The sequence below is a fragment of the Barnesiella sp. An55 genome, assembly GCF_002161555.1.
Classification (GTDB): domain Bacteria; phylum Bacteroidota; class Bacteroidia; order Bacteroidales; family Barnesiellaceae; genus Barnesiella; species Barnesiella merdipullorum.
The window spans coordinates 34,801-49,930 of the sequence record NZ_NFHZ01000013.1 but is presented as its reverse complement, the minus strand read 5'-3'; the positions used below and the strand labels follow the sequence as shown (position 1 = coordinate 49,930).

At 55.1% G+C, this 15,130-nt stretch carries 20 protein-coding genes and 1 riboswitch; of the genes, 5 read left to right on the top strand and 15 right to left on the bottom strand.

The features are described 5' to 3' along the window. Positions 1–15: 15 nt before the first annotated feature. From B5G10_RS08920 to B5G10_RS08890, 7 genes are read right to left on the bottom strand one after another with little or no spacing between them, the layout of a single operon-like run. Positions 16–540 carry a hypothetical protein gene (locus B5G10_RS08920; RefSeq protein ID WP_087424389.1) on the bottom strand — a complete coding sequence of 175 codons (525 nt, stop codon included), beginning with the start codon at positions 538–540 and terminating at the stop codon, positions 16–18. Positions 541–565: 25 nt separating this feature from the next. After that, the gene (locus B5G10_RS08915; protein WP_143241103.1) at positions 566–808 is read right to left on the bottom strand and encodes a hypothetical protein; all 243 of its coding nucleotides are present in this window, start codon (positions 806–808) and stop codon (positions 566–568) included. Between the two features lie 23 nt (positions 809–831). Beyond that, the gene (locus tag B5G10_RS08910; RefSeq protein WP_087424387.1) at positions 832–1,455 is read right to left on the bottom strand and encodes a 3'-5' exonuclease; all 624 of its coding nucleotides are present in this window, start codon (positions 1,453–1,455) and stop codon (positions 832–834) included. A gap of 6 nt (positions 1,456–1,461) precedes the next feature. Then, a complete protein-coding gene (locus tag B5G10_RS08905) occupies positions 1,462–2,121 on the bottom strand; it encodes a DUF5063 domain-containing protein (protein ID WP_087424386.1) in 660 nt (219 codons plus the stop codon). Next, the gene (gene nadD, locus B5G10_RS08900) at positions 2,121–2,711 is read right to left on the bottom strand and encodes a nicotinate (nicotinamide) nucleotide adenylyltransferase (RefSeq protein WP_087424385.1); all 591 of its coding nucleotides are present in this window, start codon (positions 2,709–2,711) and stop codon (positions 2,121–2,123) included. The genes B5G10_RS08905 and nadD overlap by 1 nt, the downstream gene beginning before the upstream one ends. Positions 2,712–2,717: 6 nt before the next feature. After that, positions 2,718–3,293, bottom strand: a complete 576-nt coding sequence (gene gmk / locus B5G10_RS08895; RefSeq protein WP_087424384.1) for a guanylate kinase — start codon at positions 3,291–3,293, stop codon at positions 2,718–2,720. Beyond that, positions 3,293–4,165: a YicC/YloC family endoribonuclease gene (locus tag B5G10_RS08890; RefSeq protein WP_206396560.1), complete on the bottom strand. Its 873-nt coding sequence runs from the start codon at positions 4,163–4,165 to the stop codon at positions 3,293–3,295. The genes gmk and B5G10_RS08890 overlap by 1 nt, the downstream gene beginning before the upstream one ends. A 164-nt stretch (positions 4,166–4,329) precedes the next feature. Between B5G10_RS08890 and tsaB the strand changes: the two genes are divergently transcribed. From tsaB to B5G10_RS08865, 5 genes are read left to right on the top strand one after another with little or no spacing between them, the layout of a single operon-like run. Continuing rightward, positions 4,330–5,022 (top strand): tRNA (adenosine(37)-N6)-threonylcarbamoyltransferase complex dimerization subunit type 1 TsaB, encoded by a 693-nt coding sequence (gene tsaB / locus B5G10_RS08885; RefSeq protein ID WP_087424383.1) that lies wholly within the window; start codon positions 4,330–4,332, stop codon positions 5,020–5,022. Positions 5,023–5,042: 20 nt separating this feature from the next. Then, entirely contained in the window at positions 5,043–5,651 is a 609-nt protein-coding gene (locus tag B5G10_RS08880) for a DUF4290 domain-containing protein (RefSeq protein ID WP_087424382.1), read from the top strand. 49 nt (positions 5,652–5,700) lie between these two features. Continuing rightward, positions 5,701–7,005 carry a UDP-N-acetylglucosamine 1-carboxyvinyltransferase gene (murA, locus tag B5G10_RS08875; RefSeq protein WP_087424381.1) on the top strand — a complete coding sequence of 435 codons (1,305 nt, stop codon included), beginning with the start codon at positions 5,701–5,703 and terminating at the stop codon, positions 7,003–7,005. 15 nt (positions 7,006–7,020) lie between these two features. Next, on the top strand, positions 7,021–7,539 hold the full coding sequence (gene rimM, locus B5G10_RS08870; RefSeq protein ID WP_087424380.1) for a ribosome maturation factor RimM: 519 nt from the start codon (positions 7,021–7,023) through the stop codon (positions 7,537–7,539). 16 nt (positions 7,540–7,555) lie between these two features. Continuing rightward, the gene (locus B5G10_RS08865) at positions 7,556–8,197 is read left to right on the top strand and encodes a nitroreductase family protein (RefSeq protein WP_087424379.1); all 642 of its coding nucleotides are present in this window, start codon (positions 7,556–7,558) and stop codon (positions 8,195–8,197) included. A 92-nt stretch (positions 8,198–8,289) separates the two neighbouring features. Here the strand turns inward: B5G10_RS08865 and B5G10_RS08860 are convergent, their stop codons facing one another. The 8 genes from B5G10_RS08860 to thiD all read right to left on the bottom strand — a co-directional run bounded on the left by B5G10_RS08860 (position 8,290) and on the right by thiD (position 14,990). After that, complete coding sequence (locus tag B5G10_RS08860; protein WP_087424378.1) at positions 8,290–8,979, bottom strand: HesA/MoeB/ThiF family protein; 690 nt, start codon at positions 8,977–8,979, stop codon at positions 8,290–8,292. Then, positions 8,979–10,088, bottom strand: coding sequence for a 2-iminoacetate synthase ThiH (gene thiH, locus B5G10_RS08855; protein WP_087424377.1), 1,110 nt, complete (start codon positions 10,086–10,088; stop codon positions 8,979–8,981). Before thiH ends, B5G10_RS08860 begins: the two co-directional genes overlap by 1 nt. Before the next feature lie 85 nt (positions 10,089–10,173). Next, positions 10,174–11,877, bottom strand: coding sequence for a phosphomethylpyrimidine synthase ThiC (gene thiC, locus B5G10_RS08850; protein ID WP_087424376.1), 1,704 nt, complete (start codon positions 11,875–11,877; stop codon positions 10,174–10,176). 23 nt (positions 11,878–11,900) lie between these two features. After that, positions 11,901–12,671, bottom strand: a complete 771-nt coding sequence (locus B5G10_RS08845; protein ID WP_087424375.1) for a thiazole synthase — start codon at positions 12,669–12,671, stop codon at positions 11,901–11,903. Continuing rightward, a complete protein-coding gene (locus B5G10_RS08840; RefSeq protein ID WP_087424374.1) occupies positions 12,668–13,297 on the bottom strand; it encodes a thiamine phosphate synthase in 630 nt (209 codons plus the stop codon). The genes B5G10_RS08845 and B5G10_RS08840 overlap by 4 nt, the downstream gene beginning before the upstream one ends. Before the next feature lie 12 nt (positions 13,298–13,309). After that, positions 13,310–13,900, bottom strand: coding sequence for a thiamine phosphate synthase (locus tag B5G10_RS08835; RefSeq protein ID WP_087424373.1), 591 nt, complete (start codon positions 13,898–13,900; stop codon positions 13,310–13,312). Between the two features lie 24 nt (positions 13,901–13,924). After that, the gene (thiS, locus tag B5G10_RS08830; RefSeq protein ID WP_087424372.1) at positions 13,925–14,125 is read right to left on the bottom strand and encodes a sulfur carrier protein ThiS; all 201 of its coding nucleotides are present in this window, start codon (positions 14,123–14,125) and stop codon (positions 13,925–13,927) included. A gap of 7 nt (positions 14,126–14,132) precedes the next feature. Beyond that, positions 14,133–14,990, bottom strand: a complete 858-nt coding sequence (gene thiD / locus B5G10_RS08825) for a bifunctional hydroxymethylpyrimidine kinase/phosphomethylpyrimidine kinase (RefSeq protein WP_087424371.1) — start codon at positions 14,988–14,990, stop codon at positions 14,133–14,135. A 47-nt stretch (positions 14,991–15,037) separates the two neighbouring features. Beyond that, a riboswitch (TPP riboswitch) is annotated at positions 15,038–15,130 on the bottom strand.

Genomic DNA, 15,130 nt, shown 5'->3' with positions numbered 1-15,130 from the left:
TTGTTTATTCGTCGTTTAGAAATAGACCGACAGACCTATCTTCAACCCATACTGGTCGAACTTGTCGGTGAAACTGTGTTTCCAGTAAAGTGCCGGATCGAGCGATATGTTGTGACTCACGAAGATGGCATAGCCCAGTTCGGCTCCCACATACAGGTAGTCGCGACAGACAGAGCTACCCCCCTTGGGTTTGTTCCAGGCGTGGGTATAGCCGGTGTTCACCCCGATGAATAGGGTTGTCAAGGTGTAGTAGCGTATGCTCGCCATCAGGTCTATGCTGTTGTCTTTGTACTCTTTGTTCCAGGCAAAGTCTCCGCCGAGACCTACGAGAAAAGCCAGGTTGTTGGCGATGAAGTTACCCGCCTCGACCTTCAACCCCAGGTCGAAAGTCTCGTTGCCTGTCTCTTGGGTGTGGGTACTGCCCAGGTTGAAGCCACTCACCTGGGGATTGACAATCCAGGTGTTTTTCAAAATCTGTGCCGACCCGGTACTCGACAACAGCCCGATAATCGACAGGATGAGGAATATTCGCTTTATCATAACTGCATGTGTGAGATGGATGATTTTACATGTGACGATCGTTGTGCAGGGTGCGACGATTCGATGCGTCTTGTTTCTGGCGCCGTTCGTTACGTATCATTTCGCGACGTTTCAAGGCCCATCGCAGAGCGATGATGATCAACAGCGTGATGGCGATGATACCAAAGTACTCCCAGTAGTTGCCGCTCAGCAGCATGCCGCGGCCAAAGTAGGCCATGACGGCCAGATAGATGAGTAGGAGCAATGCGATTAGGTTATACCTTTTCATATTTGATAATGATATAGAGTTTTTTATATAAGGAGCTGGTTGGGGCATTGAAATTTGCCCGATTGTAGAGTCTCGTAAATCTTGATGCAGCTCCAGGCATCGGTTGCGGCATAGAGTTGCTGTCCGTCGGTCAGGTGGTCGGCCTCCCAGTTGGAGAGGCGCTGTCCTTTTGATATCTTTTTCCCGATGACGATGGCATAGATTTTTTGCAGACTTTGGTCTTCGATGCCGTAGGGCTTGACAAACTTCTGCAACTCCACGAAGTTGCGGGGGGTAAACTGTCCGTCTTTGAGGCGGTTCAGCATGCAGAAATCGTCTTTGAGCGAAATGCCTACCTTGAGCAGGTTTTCGTCTTCGAGCAAGTGTTTCAAGGCGGGAGTAAATCCTATGCGGTTGAGCCTGAACAGGTAACAGGTGTCGTGGGTCGATAGCTGCATGAGGGCCACATGGTTGCTTTGGCCTTTCTTGAAGGTGGGGCGGGTCTCGGTATCGAAGCCTATGATAGGTTCGCGACAGAGCCGCCCGACAGCCTCGGTGGCCAGGGCGTCATTGTCGATCACAACGATTCTTCCGGGGAATGATTCGATGGGAAGAGTCGCGATGATTTCTTTACTGATTTTTATTTTGTCAGATGCTTCGTTCTCCATAATTGTTTAATCCTCATCATCGTTGAGTTTGTCGAAAATATCGTCGTCCCCTTGTTGATGACCGAATATGTCGGTATAATGGCTGCCCGAGTCTTCCCGGTAGTGGTGATGGTGGTGGCCACAGTCGCAATGGTCGTCGTCATCCTCATCGTCGTTGTCGTTGGGCGAGTATTTCACGTTGTGCAGCGCTCGCAGCACGTTTACCAGTTGCTGTCCCCAGTAGGAGACAAAGTTTTCGTAACAGATATACAGCGCCTCGAGCATCTGAGGTTCGTTGCCCAACCGATATGTCGAAATGAAGTCTTTCAAGTCTTGATAGATATCGGCGAGACCTTCGGAGATACTGGCGGCCAGGGGCTCCTCGCTGTATTTCATATCGTTCTGGAATACTTCCAGATAGCTGTCGTCTTCGCCCAGCAGGCTCTCGATACTCATGCGTATGCCCTCATACATGCCCTCGGTGACAAACCGCTCGGGGTAGGTCTCCTCTTCGGGTTCCTCGGGCGATAGCAGGGTGGCTTTGAGATAGAGTAGCGGGAGTATCTTTATGATTTTATCGATAAATTCATCTCTTTCCAGTTCGGGAGTACGTTCGAGAAATGCGCAATATTCGGCACCGACGGTGACAAATTCGATAATGTTTTTTGAATAAATGCGTTCGTCCATTACTCGTTGTTTTTATAAAGTCTGTGGTTGATTATATATTCATATACCGGCTGGGGTACGAAATAGTTCATGTTCTTGCCCTCGGCAATGCCTTGCCGCACCTGGGTCGAAGAGATTTCGATGATGGGCGCCTGGCAATATCGCACCGTGGGGGGGAGCTTCGTTTCATCGACCTCGTAGCCCCGGCGGGGATAGATGCACACGTGGTATTCGTCGATGATGCGTCGGCTCTCGCGCCACCGGTCGAAGAGTTGCCAGTTGTCGGCTCCGATGACGAGCGTGAACTCGCGGTCGGGGTAGAGGCTCTTGAGGTGGTCGAGCGTGCGTATCGTGTAGGAGGGTAGGGGCAGCGAAAACTCGATGTCGGTCGCCACGATTTTGCGATTGCCGGTCACGGCCAGCCTGAGCATCTCGACCCGTTGCCGGTCGGCCTCGCTCGACAGCTTTTCCCGCAGGGGGTTCTGTGGCGTTACCGACATCCACACCTCGTCGAAACCTTCATACTCGCACAGGTAGTTGGCCAGTATGAGGTGCCCCGTGTGGACCGGGTTGAATGTGCCAGAGAAAAAAGCTGTCGGGATAAGTGGCATAGGGCGTCAGGGTTTGTCGAGGAATTGGCGTATTGCCTGATAGGCTTCTTCCTGCGCTTTTTCCAGAATATCGTTGACAATGATGCGGTCGAACCGCGGGGCAAACGAGAGTTCATACTCGGCTTTGGCAATGCGGCTGGCAATTACCTCGGGGGCATCGGTAGCCCGGTGTTCGAGCCGCTTCTTCAGCTCTTCGATGCTGGGGGGCTGAATGAAGAGGGCCAGAGCCTGGTCGCCGTAGTACTTCTTGATATTGAGTCCGCCCACGACATCGACATCGAAAATGACGTTGCGTCCGCTGTCGAGGATACGTTCTACCTCACTCTTCAAGGTGCCGTAGAACTTACCGGCATAGACCTCTTCATATTCGAGAAACTCGCCGTTGGCAATGCGTTGCCTGAACTCTTCGGGTGAGATAAAGTAGTACTCGACACCGTTCTTTTCGGTGCCTCGAGGTGCCCGGCTGGTGGCCGAAATCGAGAACGACAGGTTCAAGTCCCGGTGCAACAGCGATTGTATGATAGTCGATTTACCCGACCCCGAGGGTGCCGAGAAAATAATCAGTTTGCCTCTCTTTTCCATTACATCACGTTTAATACCTGCTCTTTGATTTGTTCCAACTCGTCTTTCATGCGCACGACGATGCGTTGCATTTCGGCCTGGTTCGACTTGGAACCGAGCGTATTGATTTCGCGGCCCATCTCCTGACTGATGAATCCCAGTTTCTTGCCTTGACCCTTCCCGGCCTGCATGGTCTCGAGGAAGTATTTCAGGTGGTTGTCGAGCCGGTGTTTCTCCTCGTTGATGTCGAGTTTCTCGATGTAGTAGATCATCTCCTGCTCAAACCGGTTTTTGTCGTAGTCGAAGTTGTCGATCTTGGTCAGGGCGTCGATAATGCGTCCTTTTATCTTCTCGATGCGCTCTTTTTCATAGGGCTCTACCTCTTTCAGCAACCGGGCTATGTTGTCGATCTTCTCTTCGAAGAGGCGTTGCAACATGGCCCCCTCCTGGATGCGGAACTCTTCGAGGCGGGTGATGGCCTCGTTGACAGCCTTTTTCAAGGCGGCTATTTCGGTCTCGTCGATTTCGGGGGCCTCGGTACTCAAGGCATCGGGCATGCGCAGCAGAATCGAGAAACAATCCTCGGGCATGGCGATACCCAGTTTTTCCGATGCATCCTTCACCTGCTGGTAATAGCCCTCCAGTACCGGAATGTTTATTTGGGCCGAAGTACTTTTGCCTATTGTCTCGCTATACACCAGAAAATCGACTTTGCCCCGCTCGAGTCGCCGGGCAATCTCCGATCGGATTTCCATCTCCAGTTCTCTGTATTGCTGGGGAATACGGGTTGATAAATCGAGCTGCTTGCTGTTCAACGATTTTATTTCAACGGTTATTTTTTTGTGCGGCAGTTCCACCACGGACTTGCCGAAACCGGTCATCGATTGTATCATGTCAGTAAATGTTTTTGCAAATTTAATCTTAATTCCGTTGCAAAAGCAATATTATTGAAAAAAAAGAGCTATTTTTGTACACTCATTAACGCAATTAATATACGTTTGTTTACTGCTTTCTCTCCGTTGAGGTCAGGAAGGCAAGATGTTTACCTGTAAAAATTATGCCGAATATTCTACATATAGAGACTTCTACGTCGGTCTGTTCGGCCGCGCTTTCGTCCGATGGCGTGGTTCAATGTCATTTCGAGAGTTTCGACGGTCCTTCGCACGCCTCTTTGCTGGGGGCCTATGTCAAGGAGTTGATGACCTTTGCCCGCGACAAGTCGGTCAAGGTCGATGCCGTAGCCGTGAGCAGCGGGCCCGGTTCCTATACGGGGCTGCGCATTGGGGTATCCGAGGCCAAGGGCCTCTGTTTCGGTTTGGGGGTTCCCCTCATTGCCGTGCCCACGCTCGAGCTGCTGGCTTGTGCGACGATGTTCAAAACCTATTACGACGAAGATGTGTTATACTGTCCCATGATCGACGCTCGACGCATGGAGGTCTATGCCGCCGTTTATGACAATGCGCTCAACACCGTGAAGCCGGTAGAAGCCTGTGTCATCGACGAAAACTCCTTTGCCGATCTGCTGGCTACGCGGCGGGTGGTATTCGCGGGCAACGGGGCTGCCAAGTGCAAAGAGGTCATCCGTCACGAAAACGCCATCTTTGTCGATGATATCGTGCCGCTGGCCACCGATATGCTGGCCCTTGCCGAGCGGGCTTTCCGCCAGGGTAAATTTGAGGATGTAGCCTATTTCGAGCCTTTCTATCTGAAAGAGTTTGTCGCTACAAAGCCCAAGAACAAAGTATTGTAAAAAAGAAAAACCAACCAACTATGCAATATACCTCGGACTTAAAGAAACTGATACTGCCTGAGTATGGCCGCAATGTACAACAGATGGTCGATCACTGCATGACAATTGAGGATCGGGCCGAACGCACACGTTGTGCCAACACCATTATCAATATCATGGGGAATCTGTTTCCCCACCTGCGCGATATCGAGGACTTCAAACACAAGTTGTGGGACCACCTGGCCATCATGTCCGACTTCAAGCTCGATATCGATTATCCCTACGAGATAGTCAAGAAGGAGAATCTGCACACTCAACCCGATCCCATACCCTACCAGTTGTCGCCCATCAAGTATCGCCACTATGGCAAAATCATGGAAGGGATGCTCAAGAAGGCCGAGGAGATGCCTGCCGGTCCCGAGCGCGATGCCCTCGTGTCGATGCTGGCCAACCACATGAAAAAACTCTTCTACCAGTGGAACAAAGACTCGGTAGAGGACGAGAAGATTTTGAAAGACCTGAAGGAATATACCCACGGTGTCATCGACCTCGATCCTGCCACCTACCATCTGCGCGATGTGCGGGAGCCTGTCGTGCAGCCGCAACGAAACAATAAATCGAAAAATAATTCAAAAAAAGCGGGTAAATAACCGCTTTTTTTTGTATCTTTCACTCATTAACCTTAATAGATTAAAGAGTATGGCATCGTTTATTATTGAAGGCGGGCATCGCCTGAATGGAGAGTTGATACCGCAAGGCGCTAAGAATGAGGCATTGGAAGTACTTTGTGCTACGTTGCTCACCCCCGAAGAGGTGAAGATATACAATATCCCCGATATTCTCGATGTGAACAACCTCATCCAGTTGCTGCGCGACTTGGGCGTAACGGTCGAGCGCATCGGGTTGAATGCATACAGTTTCAAGGCCGATAAAATCAATCTCGACTATCTCGACAGCGAGGAGTTTCTGCAAAAGGGAGCCGCCCTGCGGGGGTCGGTAATGATTATCGGGCCGCTCATTGCCCGCTTCGGATATGCCGTGCTGCCCAAGCCGGGTGGCGACAAGATAGGACGTCGCCGTTTGGACACCCACTTCCTGGGCATCCAGAAGCTGGGTGCCTCGTTTACCTATTGCCCCACGGCTCAACGCTATGAAATCAAGGCCGACAAACTCACCGGCAGCTACATGCTGCTCGACGAGGCGTCGGTTACCGGTACTGCCAATATCCTCATGGCCGCCGTTCTGGCCGAAGGCGACACGACCATCTACAACGCCGCCTGCGAACCCTACCTGCAACAACTCTCGAAGATGCTGAACCGCATGGGAGCCCGCATCGAAGGTATCGGCTCCAACCTGCTCACCATCCACGGTGTATCGTCGCTCAAGGGGTGTGAGCACACCGTTCTCCCCGATATGATCGAGGTGGGCAGTTTCATCGGTATGGCTGCCATGACCCAATCGGATATCACCATCAAGAACGTGTCGTACAACGACCTGGGCATCATCCCCGACAGTTTCCGCCGGATGGGTATCACCGTCGAACAGAATGGCGACGACATACATATACCCGAGCACGAAAGCTACGAAATCGATACCTTTATCGATGGCTCGATCATGACCTTTGCCGATGCACCGTGGCCGGGACTCACCCCCGACCTCTTGAGTGTCTTCCTCGTGGTAGCCACCCAGGCCAAGGGCAGTGTACTCATTCACCAGAAGATGTTTGAAAGCCGACTCTTCTTCGTCGATAAACTCATCGACATGGGAGCTCAAATTATCTTGTGCGACCCGCATCGTGCTGCCGTTATCGGTCAGGCACGCGCCCACAAGCTGAGGGCGGCCAACATGGTGTCGCCCGATATTCGGGCCGGTATCGCCCTGCTCATCGCGGCCATGAGTGCCGAGGGTACGAGCCGCATCCACAACATCGACCAGATAGACCGGGGCTACCAGGATATCGACAAGCGTCTCAATGCCATAGGCGCCCGCATCACCCGGTTGTAAACCAAGAAGACGATAATGATTGAACGTGAAGATTTGATAAAGATTGGGCGGTTCAACAAGCCGCACGGGGTGAAGGGCGAGTTGTCCTTCACCTTTACCGACGACGTGTTCGACCGCACCGACTGTCCCTATATCGTGTGCGAAATCGACGGCATCTTCGTCCCCTTTTTCATCGAGGAGTACCGTTTCAAGAGCGATACCACGGCTCTGATGAAGCTCGAGGATGTCGATACCGAGGACGACGCCCGGGAGTTTTCGCTGCTCGACGTCTATTTCCCCAAGTCCTATTACGATACCGAGGTCGAGGAGGAGGCTCCGAGCGACTATTTCATCGGGTTTACCGTGATCGACGGTGAGCGGGGCGAGTTGGGCAAAATCGTAGCCGTCGATGATACGACCGAGAACGTACTCTTCGAAATCGATCACGACGGGCGGGAGTTGCTCGTGCCGGCTGTCGATGAGTTTGTAAGCGATATCGACGAGGAGAACCGCCGGCTCTACATGAATATCCCCGAGGGACTGTTGACTCTGTAACTTAAAAGGATAAGATATGAAACGAGTTTTGTTTATTTTTCTGGCCGTGTGGTTCATCTTCACGGTCGTTGTATTCGTGATGTTCTTCTCGACCACCCAGGCAGATTCCAAGGGTAGTGGCGACGGGATGCCCGTGCTCGAGGCCATCGAAACCCGGGCCAGTGTGCGGGCCTATACCGACCAGGCCGTAGAACCCGAGAAAATCGAGCAGATTCTGCGTGCCGGCATGGCGGCTCCTACTGCCCGTAACCAACAGCCGTGGGCCTTTGTGGTTATCGACGACAAGGCGTTGATGACCCAGTTGGCCGACTCGCTGCCCAATGCCAAAATGCTGGCATCGGCGCCGGTAGCCATCGTGGTGTGCGGCGACTTGAGCAAGGCCATCGAGGGAGAGGGGGCTACCTACTGGATACAGGATGCCTCGGCTGCTACCGAGAATATTCTGCTGGCGGCTCACGGTTTGGGCCTGGGTGCCGTATGGACGGGAGCCTATCCCGTGATGAGTCGGGTGAAAGTCATTCGCGAGGTACTCGGTTTGCCGTCGCAGATTATCCCGCTCAACGTCATTCCCATGGGATATCCCCAGGGCGAGACGGCACCGAAGGATAAGTGGAAACGCGAGAACGTGCATCTCAACAATTGGGCTACGGCCTATTGATGAGGCTGCGTTGCGAGGTATAAAAAAGCGAATCACTCAGGGTTGGGTGATTCGCTTTTTTATAGGTTCGGTATGCGGTACAGGTTTCGGAATCAGATCTCGATAATCTCGTTTCGCAGCGACAGCATGTCGAGCAGATAGAGTTTGCCGCTCAATACCTGGCCACAACCTGTGATTATCTTGATGGCTTCGCAGGCCTGGAGGGTACCGACAACACCGGGTATCGACCCGACGACTCCGCCAGGCTGTGGTTGAGGCATCACCTTGGGGCGCGGGTAGAGGTCGCTGTACCGGGGGCCTCCCCGATAGTTGAATACCGACACCTGCCCCTCGAAGGCAGCGATGGAGCCATAGATATAGGGCTTGCCCTGGCGGGCGCACTCCTCGTCGATGAGGTAACGTGTGGCTGCATTGTCGCAGCCGTCGATGACCAGGTCGTAGCCCGATACGAGCTCCTCTATATTATCGGCCGTGAGCCGGGTAGGGTAGGTCTCGATGTGGGTCATACTGTTCAGTGCCGTCAGTCGCCGGCGGGCACACTCGACCTTGGGTTGCCCCACCTCGGCCTCGGTGTAGAGCACCTGCCGTTGCAGGTTGCTCACCGACACCACATCGTCATCGACCAGTCCCAGGCAACCCACACCGGCCGCTGTCAGATAGAGGGCGACGGGCGAACCCAGTCCGCCCACACCCACAATCAGCACCCGGGCCTTGAGCAGGAGTTCCTGTCCTGCCTCCCCGATTTCGGGGAGCATCGTCTGTCTGCTGTACCGCTCGTTCATCAGTCAAAGATTTTGTCCCAGTCTTTCCACACGACTTCATAGCCCATGGCCTTTACGGCCTGCTCGACCTCGGCTGGGGTGCGTTCGTCGCTCACGGCAAACTGTTCCAGCGCCTGCGGATAGGTGGCATAGCCTCCCGGGTCGGTCTTTGAGCCGGCACTTATCGAGGTAGCTCCCAGCGTGGCAATGTGGTTGCGGAAGTTGGGATTCTCGCGGGTCGATACCGAAATGTCCACGTCGTGGTCGAAGATGCGGAAGGCAAAAATCAGTTGGGCTAGCTCCCGGTCGCTCATCACCACGTTGGGTTGGAAGTGACCCTCCGACGGCCGCATGCGGGGGAAGTTGACGCTGTATTTCGTCTGCCAGTAGTGCTTGCGCAGGTATTGCAGGTGGATGGCCATCATGGTCACGTCGGTGCGCCAGGGCTCCAGCCCGATGAGCACGCCCATGCCTATCTTGTGCACGCCGGCCTGACCCATACGGTCGAAGCCGTTGAGCCGCCACTCGAAGATCGATTTCATCCCCTTGGGGTGATAGATCTTGTAGCGGTCTTTGTGATAGGTCTCCTGGAAGCATACCACGCCGTTGAGGCCCGACTTGGTGAGCCGGTAGTAGTCTTCGCTCTTGAGCGGCATCACCTCGATCGAGAGGTTCGAGAAGTAGGGCCGTGCTATTTGCAGTGCCCGTTCCAGGTAGTCCACGCCGGCATCGCGGGGATTTTCGCCGGTGACAATGAGCAGGTTCTCAAAGGGACCCAGCTTGCGTATGGCACGGCACTCGTTTTCGATCTCCTCTTCGGTGAGGATGATGCGGGCTATGGGATTGTTGTGGTTGAATCCGCAATAGACGCAAAAGTTGTTGCACGAGTTGGTGATATAAAGCGGTACATACATCTGTATCGTTTTACCGAAACGCTCCTGGGTGTAACGCCGGCTCAGGGTGGCCATGTGCTCCAGATAGGGAGCCGCAGCCGGCGAAACAAGAGCCATGAAGTCGTCGATGGTCAAGTGTTCCTTGCCCAGGGCAATCTCCACGTCGCGGCTCTGTTTCGAGTTGATGCAGGCGGTTATGTCGTCCCAGGAATATTTTTCTAATTCTTCGGAAAACATCTTTCTTCTATTTCTCCTTTAATTCGTTAATTGTTGGTTGGTTCAAAATAGTTCAATATTCTCGTTGGCCTATGGGCCGCTGCGGTCATTCCTTTTCGATGCAGTTGGTGATGTCTTGCGACAATCGCATGGCGCAGAAGTTGGGGCCGCACATGGTGCAATAGTTCCCGTCGTGGAACGAGCCCTGCTTGTAGTACTCGAGGGCCCGGTCGGGGTCGAGTGCTAGGTTGAACTGGTCTTTCCAGCGGAACTCGTAGCGGGCCTTGCTCATGGCGTCGTCGCGCATCTGGGCGCCGGGGAATCCCTTGGCCAGGTCGGCGGCGTGGGCGGCAATCTTGTAGGCGATGACACCGTTGCGCACATCCTCGCGGTCGGGCAGTCCCAGGTGTTCCTTGGGGGTGACGTAGCAAATCATGGCCGTGCCCAGCCAGGCAATCTGTGCGGCGCCGATGGCCGAGGTGATGTGGTCGTAACCCGGAGCGATATCGGTCGTCAACGGGCCCAGCGTGTAGAAGGGAGCCCCGTGGCAACTGCTCAACTGGCGGTCCATATTCTCTTTGATCTTGTGCATGGGAATATGGCCGGGACCCTCGATAATCACCTGCACGTCGTGAGCCCAGGCCTTCTCGGTGAGTTCGCCCAGTACATCGAGCTCGAGGAACTGCGAGCGGTCGTTGGCGTCGTGAATCGAGCCGGGACGCATGCCGTCGCCCAGTGAGATGGCTACATCGTATTGCTTGAGAATCTCGCAAATCTCGTCGAAGTGGGTGTAGAGGAAACTCTCCTGATTGTGGATGACGCACCACTTGGTCATGATTGAGCCGCCGCGCGACACGATACCGGTGAGACGCTCGCCCACCAGGTCGGCATGAGCCTTGAGCACGCCGGCATGAATGGTGAAATAGTCCACTCCCTGCTCGCACTGCTCGATGAGCGTGTCGCGATAGATCTCCCAGGTGAGCTCCTCGACCTTGCCGTTCACCTTCTCGAGGGCCTGGTAAATGGGCACGGTACCCATGGGTACGGGGCAGTTACGGATAATCCATTCGCGGGTCTCGTGAATGTGGTCGCCCGTCGAGAGGTCCATGAGGGTATCGCCGCCCCAGTGGCAGCTCCACACGGCTTTGTCCACCTCCTCTTCGATACCCGACGAGAGCGCCGAGTTACCGATGTTGGTATTGAGTTTCACCAGGAAGTTGCGGCCGATAATCATGGGCTCGGCCTCGGGGTGGTTGATATTGGCCGGGATGATGGCTCTGCCGGCAGCCACCTCCTGACGTACGAACTCGGGGGTGATGTAGCTCTCGATGCCCAGCTGCTCGTTCATCAGGTTTTCGCGTATGGCCACATACTCCATCTCGGCCGTGATGATGCCCTGTCGGGCGTAGTACATCTGGGTGATGGAGTGTCCCGGTTTAGCCTTGTAGGGGAGCGGCGTGTGCTTGAAACGAATCGAGTCGAGCGACGGGTCGTCGCGGCGGGCACGTCCATACTGCGAGGTGATGTCGTCGAGGCGCTCTACATCGCCGCGGGCTATGATCCACGACTCGCGCAGGCGGGGAATACCCCGGTTGATATCCACTTCGACCGACGGGTCGGTGTAGGGGCCGCTGGTGTCATAGACATATACCGGCGGGTTGGGGGTGTGTACCCGTTTCCCATTCTCGATGGTTACGGTATCGGTGAGGTTGATTTTGCGCATGCCCACCTGGATGGGAAAGAGTTTGCCCGATACATATACCTTCTCGGAACTGGGATAAGCGTCTTTGATGATTTTTTGTGTATCCATAAGTTTTTGTGGTTTCGGAGCGGTTAGTCAAGGAATGAGGTCAACGGGCTGCTGGCCTGGGCAAAACTGTATTGGGCACCCAGTCCGGCCACATAGGCCCGGCGGCCGGCTTCGACGGCTTGTTTGAAGGCGATGGCCATCTCCACGGGGTTGCCGGCTACGGCGATGGCCGTGTTCACCAGTACGGCGTCGGCTCCCAGCTCCATGGCTTTGGCGGCATGCGACGGAGCCCCGATGCCGGCATCGACTACCACGGGCACGTTGCTCTGTTCGATGATGATTTGCAGGAAGTCACGCGTGCGCAACCCCTTGTTTGTACCGATGGGAGCCCCCAGCGGCATCACGGTGGCGGCACCAGCCTCTTCGAGCCGCTTGCACAGCACGGGGTCGGCCTGGATGTAGGGCAGTACCACAAACCCCATCTTGGCCAGCTGCTCGGTAGCTTTCAAGGTCTCTACAGGGTCGGGCAGGAGGTATTTGGGGTCGGGGTGGATTTCGAGTTTGATGAAGTCGGTCCCGAAACACTCGCGCGAGAACTGTGCGGCGAGTACGGCCTCCTCGGCATTTCGCACGCCCGACGTGTTGGGCAGGAACTGCACCTTGCTGCGGTCGATGTGAGTGAGCATATCGTCGGTCGCCTCGTGGGTCATGTTGATACGTTTCATGGCTACGGTAATCATTTCCGATCCCGAAGCCTCGATGGCTTTTTCCATCAATTCGTTCGAGCTGAATTTGCCGGTTCCGACAAACAGCCGGGAGGAGAATTCGCGTCCTCCAATTACTAATTTCTTCATGCTTTGCGATATTGGTTTAGAATGTCTATAATCTTTCGGGTTTCGGCTTCGGGGTCTTCGGCCTGCAGGATGGTCCCCGACAGGGCGATGCCCGAAACCCCGGTCTCCATGATGGACGGGATGTCGTCGGCTGTAATCCCGCCAATGGCAACCACGGGAATCTTCAGCTTGTTTTCGCGGCATTGCTGCATGATGCGGGCGTAACCCTCGAGCCCGAGTATGGGGCTCAGGTTCTTTTTGGTTTCGGTATATCGAAACGGACCCAGTCCCACATAGTCGGCATCCTGGCGTACCAGGTTTTGAATGTCGTCGAAGGTGTTGGCCGTGCCGCCGATGATGTATTTCTCGCCGATGAGCAGGCGGGCTTCCGAGACGGGCATGTCGAGTTTGCCCAGGTGCACACCGTCCACGTCGAGGTCGGCGGCCAGTTGGGGATAGTCGTCGAGAACGAGTATTGCCTCATGCTCCTTGCAGAGGGGGATAAGTTGCCGGGCCGTCTTCTCGACCTCGTCGAGGGGTGCCTCTTTCATGCGCAACTGTATCCATTTGCAGCCTCCGTTGAGGGCAGCGACAGCGCCTTCGACAATGCCGAAGCGCAGGGTCTGGTGGGTAATGAACTGTAACATATCGTTGAGGTGTTAAACGTTTCGTATTTGGTTGAGTCGGGCAACCACACCCTCGGGGGTGGGGTCTTGCCACAGGTAGCCCAGCAGGGCTATGCCGCCGAAGTGCCACGCTCGCACCTGAGCCATCCGCTCGGGGGTGATGCCGCCCAGGGCAATGACCCGCTCGCCAATGGTTCCCTGCTTGGCGGCAGCCGTCAACTCGTCGGGCGTGAAGCCCGAGTGGTATCCTGTCTTCGAGATGCTGTCGAAGACAGGGCTTAGGAATTGATAGGCATACCCTTCGCCTTGAGTCAGCTCGTCGATAGCGTGACACGAGCGCGACAGGGCCGGCGCATAGTCTGCCGTAGCAGCTGGTGGCACGGGGTTGCGGCGATTGAGGTGTACCCCGGCGAGCCGATATTCGGTAGCCAGTTCGAAGTGGTCGTGCAGTACGATGCGGCCGTAGCAACGGTCGGGTATCGTGCGCAGCAGTTGCTCCACCTCGTGGCGCGAAGCCCCGGGCTTGCGCAGGTGCAATCGGTCCAGTCCGTTGTCAAGCAGAACGGCAATGAGCATCCCCTCGTCGGGTAACCGGTGTTCGGTAGTAATGCCTATGTATTTCATTGCAGGTGGTTGTGAGGTTGGCATCTATCCGCCGAAGGTGGCGCGAATGAGGGTTATCTTGTCGCCGTCGGTCAGTGTGCGGTTGCTCCATTCACTCTTGGGTACCAGTTTGTTGTCGATGGCGATGGCGGTACCCTCGGCCGCGATTTGTTGCAGGTCGAGCAACTCTTTTACGGAGGTTCCTTCGGGAACCTCGGTTTCGTTTTGGTTGATATAAACTTTCATCGTTGTATCAATGAGTGGTTTTCTCTTTTTCGTTTAAAGCTTCATCGTCCCGTGGGATTAAAACACAGGGGGCGAAGAGATGGTTTACGGCTCCGTGGCCGTGGCCTATCGTCACATCGGCACCCGCCTCGAGAGCCCGGGTAAGATAACGCTTGGCAGCGGCTACAGCATCGGGCAGGGTGTGGCCCAGGGCCAGGTATGAGGCAATGGCCGACGAGAAGGTGCAGCCTGTGCCGTGGGTGTTGCGTGTAGCGATGCGTGGCGAGGTGTAGCGCACGGGGTCGGCATGTGGGGTGAAGAGCAGGTCGTACGACTCGGCGCCGTTCAAATGTCCCCCCTTGATGAGTACGGCCCGGCAGCCGATGCGGAAAAGTCGTTGGGCCGCCAGCTCCATGTCACGTTCGTTGGCGACAGGCAGGCCGCTCAGGATTTCGGCTTCGGGAATGTTGGGAGTGACGAGGGTGGCTCGGGGCAGCAATAGCGATTTGACCGCTTCGATAGCCTCCTCTTCGATGAGCCGGCAGCCCGAGGTCGATACCATTACCGGGTCGAGTACGATATGGTCGAGCCGGTAGCGACTCAGGCATTGAGCTATGGCCTCAATGGTAGGACGGGCATAGAGCATGCCCAGTTTCACCGTGTGGCAGGGCAGGTCGTCGAGTACTGCTTCGATTTGCTGACGCACGATGTCGGGGTCGATGCCCTGTATGGCCCGCACTTCGCAGGTGTTTTGTGCGGTAATGGCGGTGATGGCCGATGTGCCGAATACGCCGATGGCCGACATGGTCTTCAGGTCGGCCTGTATTCCGGCTCCTCCGCTGCTGTCCGAGCCGGCTATGGTCAATACGACGGGATAGGTTTTCATACGGTCTGCTTTATCTTTGAGGGGTAGCTTAAAACCGTATCGAAACAGATAGGACTATGAACAATTCCTTCGCCGGCATTATCCGTATCAGGTTCATAGGGTATGATCTCAGCCGTTTTTAGGCACCCCTTTGTTGCTCC

Bases quoted from the DNA above. Each gene is read 5' to 3' on its own strand.
- nadD (WP_087424385.1), bottom strand. From the start codon at position 2,711: ATGCCACTTATCCCGACAGCTTTTTTCTCTGGCACATTCAACCCGGTC.
- thiH (WP_087424377.1), bottom strand. From the start codon at position 10,088: ATGTTTTCCGAAGAATTAGAAAAATATTCCTGGGACGACATAACCGCC.
- thiD (WP_087424371.1), bottom strand. From the start codon at position 14,990: ATGAAAACCTATCCCGTCGTATTGACCATAGCCGGCTCGGACAGCAGC.
- thiS (WP_087424372.1), bottom strand. From the start codon at position 14,125: ATGAAAGTTTATATCAACCAAAACGAAACCGAGGTTCCCGAAGGAACC.
- B5G10_RS08880 (WP_087424382.1), top strand. From the start codon at position 5,043: ATGCAATATACCTCGGACTTAAAGAAACTGATACTGCCTGAGTATGGC.
- tsaB (WP_087424383.1), top strand. From the start codon at position 4,330: ATGCCGAATATTCTACATATAGAGACTTCTACGTCGGTCTGTTCGGCC.
- B5G10_RS08865 (WP_087424379.1), top strand. From the start codon at position 7,556: ATGAAACGAGTTTTGTTTATTTTTCTGGCCGTGTGGTTCATCTTCACG.
- B5G10_RS08845 (WP_087424375.1), bottom strand. From the start codon at position 12,671: ATGAAGAAATTAGTAATTGGAGGACGCGAATTCTCCTCCCGGCTGTTT.
- thiC (WP_087424376.1), bottom strand. From the start codon at position 11,877: ATGGATACACAAAAAATCATCAAAGACGCTTATCCCAGTTCCGAGAAG.
- B5G10_RS08905 (WP_087424386.1), bottom strand. From the start codon at position 2,121: ATGGACGAACGCATTTATTCAAAAAACATTATCGAATTTGTCACCGTC.
- murA (WP_087424381.1), top strand. From the start codon at position 5,701: ATGGCATCGTTTATTATTGAAGGCGGGCATCGCCTGAATGGAGAGTTG.
- B5G10_RS08860 (WP_087424378.1), bottom strand. From the start codon at position 8,979: ATGAACGAGCGGTACAGCAGACAGACGATGCTCCCCGAAATCGGGGAG.
- gmk (WP_087424384.1), bottom strand. From the start codon at position 3,293: ATGGAAAAGAGAGGCAAACTGATTATTTTCTCGGCACCCTCGGGGTCG.
- B5G10_RS08910 (WP_087424387.1), bottom strand. From the start codon at position 1,455: ATGGAGAACGAAGCATCTGACAAAATAAAAATCAGTAAAGAAATCATC.
- B5G10_RS08920 (WP_087424389.1), bottom strand. From the start codon at position 540: ATGATAAAGCGAATATTCCTCATCCTGTCGATTATCGGGCTGTTGTCG.
- B5G10_RS08915 (WP_143241103.1), bottom strand. From the start codon at position 808: ATGAAAAGGTATAACCTAATCGCATTGCTCCTACTCATCTATCTGGCC.
- rimM (WP_087424380.1), top strand. From the start codon at position 7,021: ATGATTGAACGTGAAGATTTGATAAAGATTGGGCGGTTCAACAAGCCG.
- B5G10_RS08890 (WP_206396560.1), bottom strand. From the start codon at position 4,165: ATGATACAATCGATGACCGGTTTCGGCAAGTCCGTGGTGGAACTGCCG.
- B5G10_RS08840 (WP_087424374.1), bottom strand. From the start codon at position 13,297: ATGTTACAGTTCATTACCCACCAGACCCTGCGCTTCGGCATTGTCGAA.
- B5G10_RS08835 (WP_087424373.1), bottom strand. From the start codon at position 13,900: ATGAAATACATAGGCATTACTACCGAACACCGGTTACCCGACGAGGGG.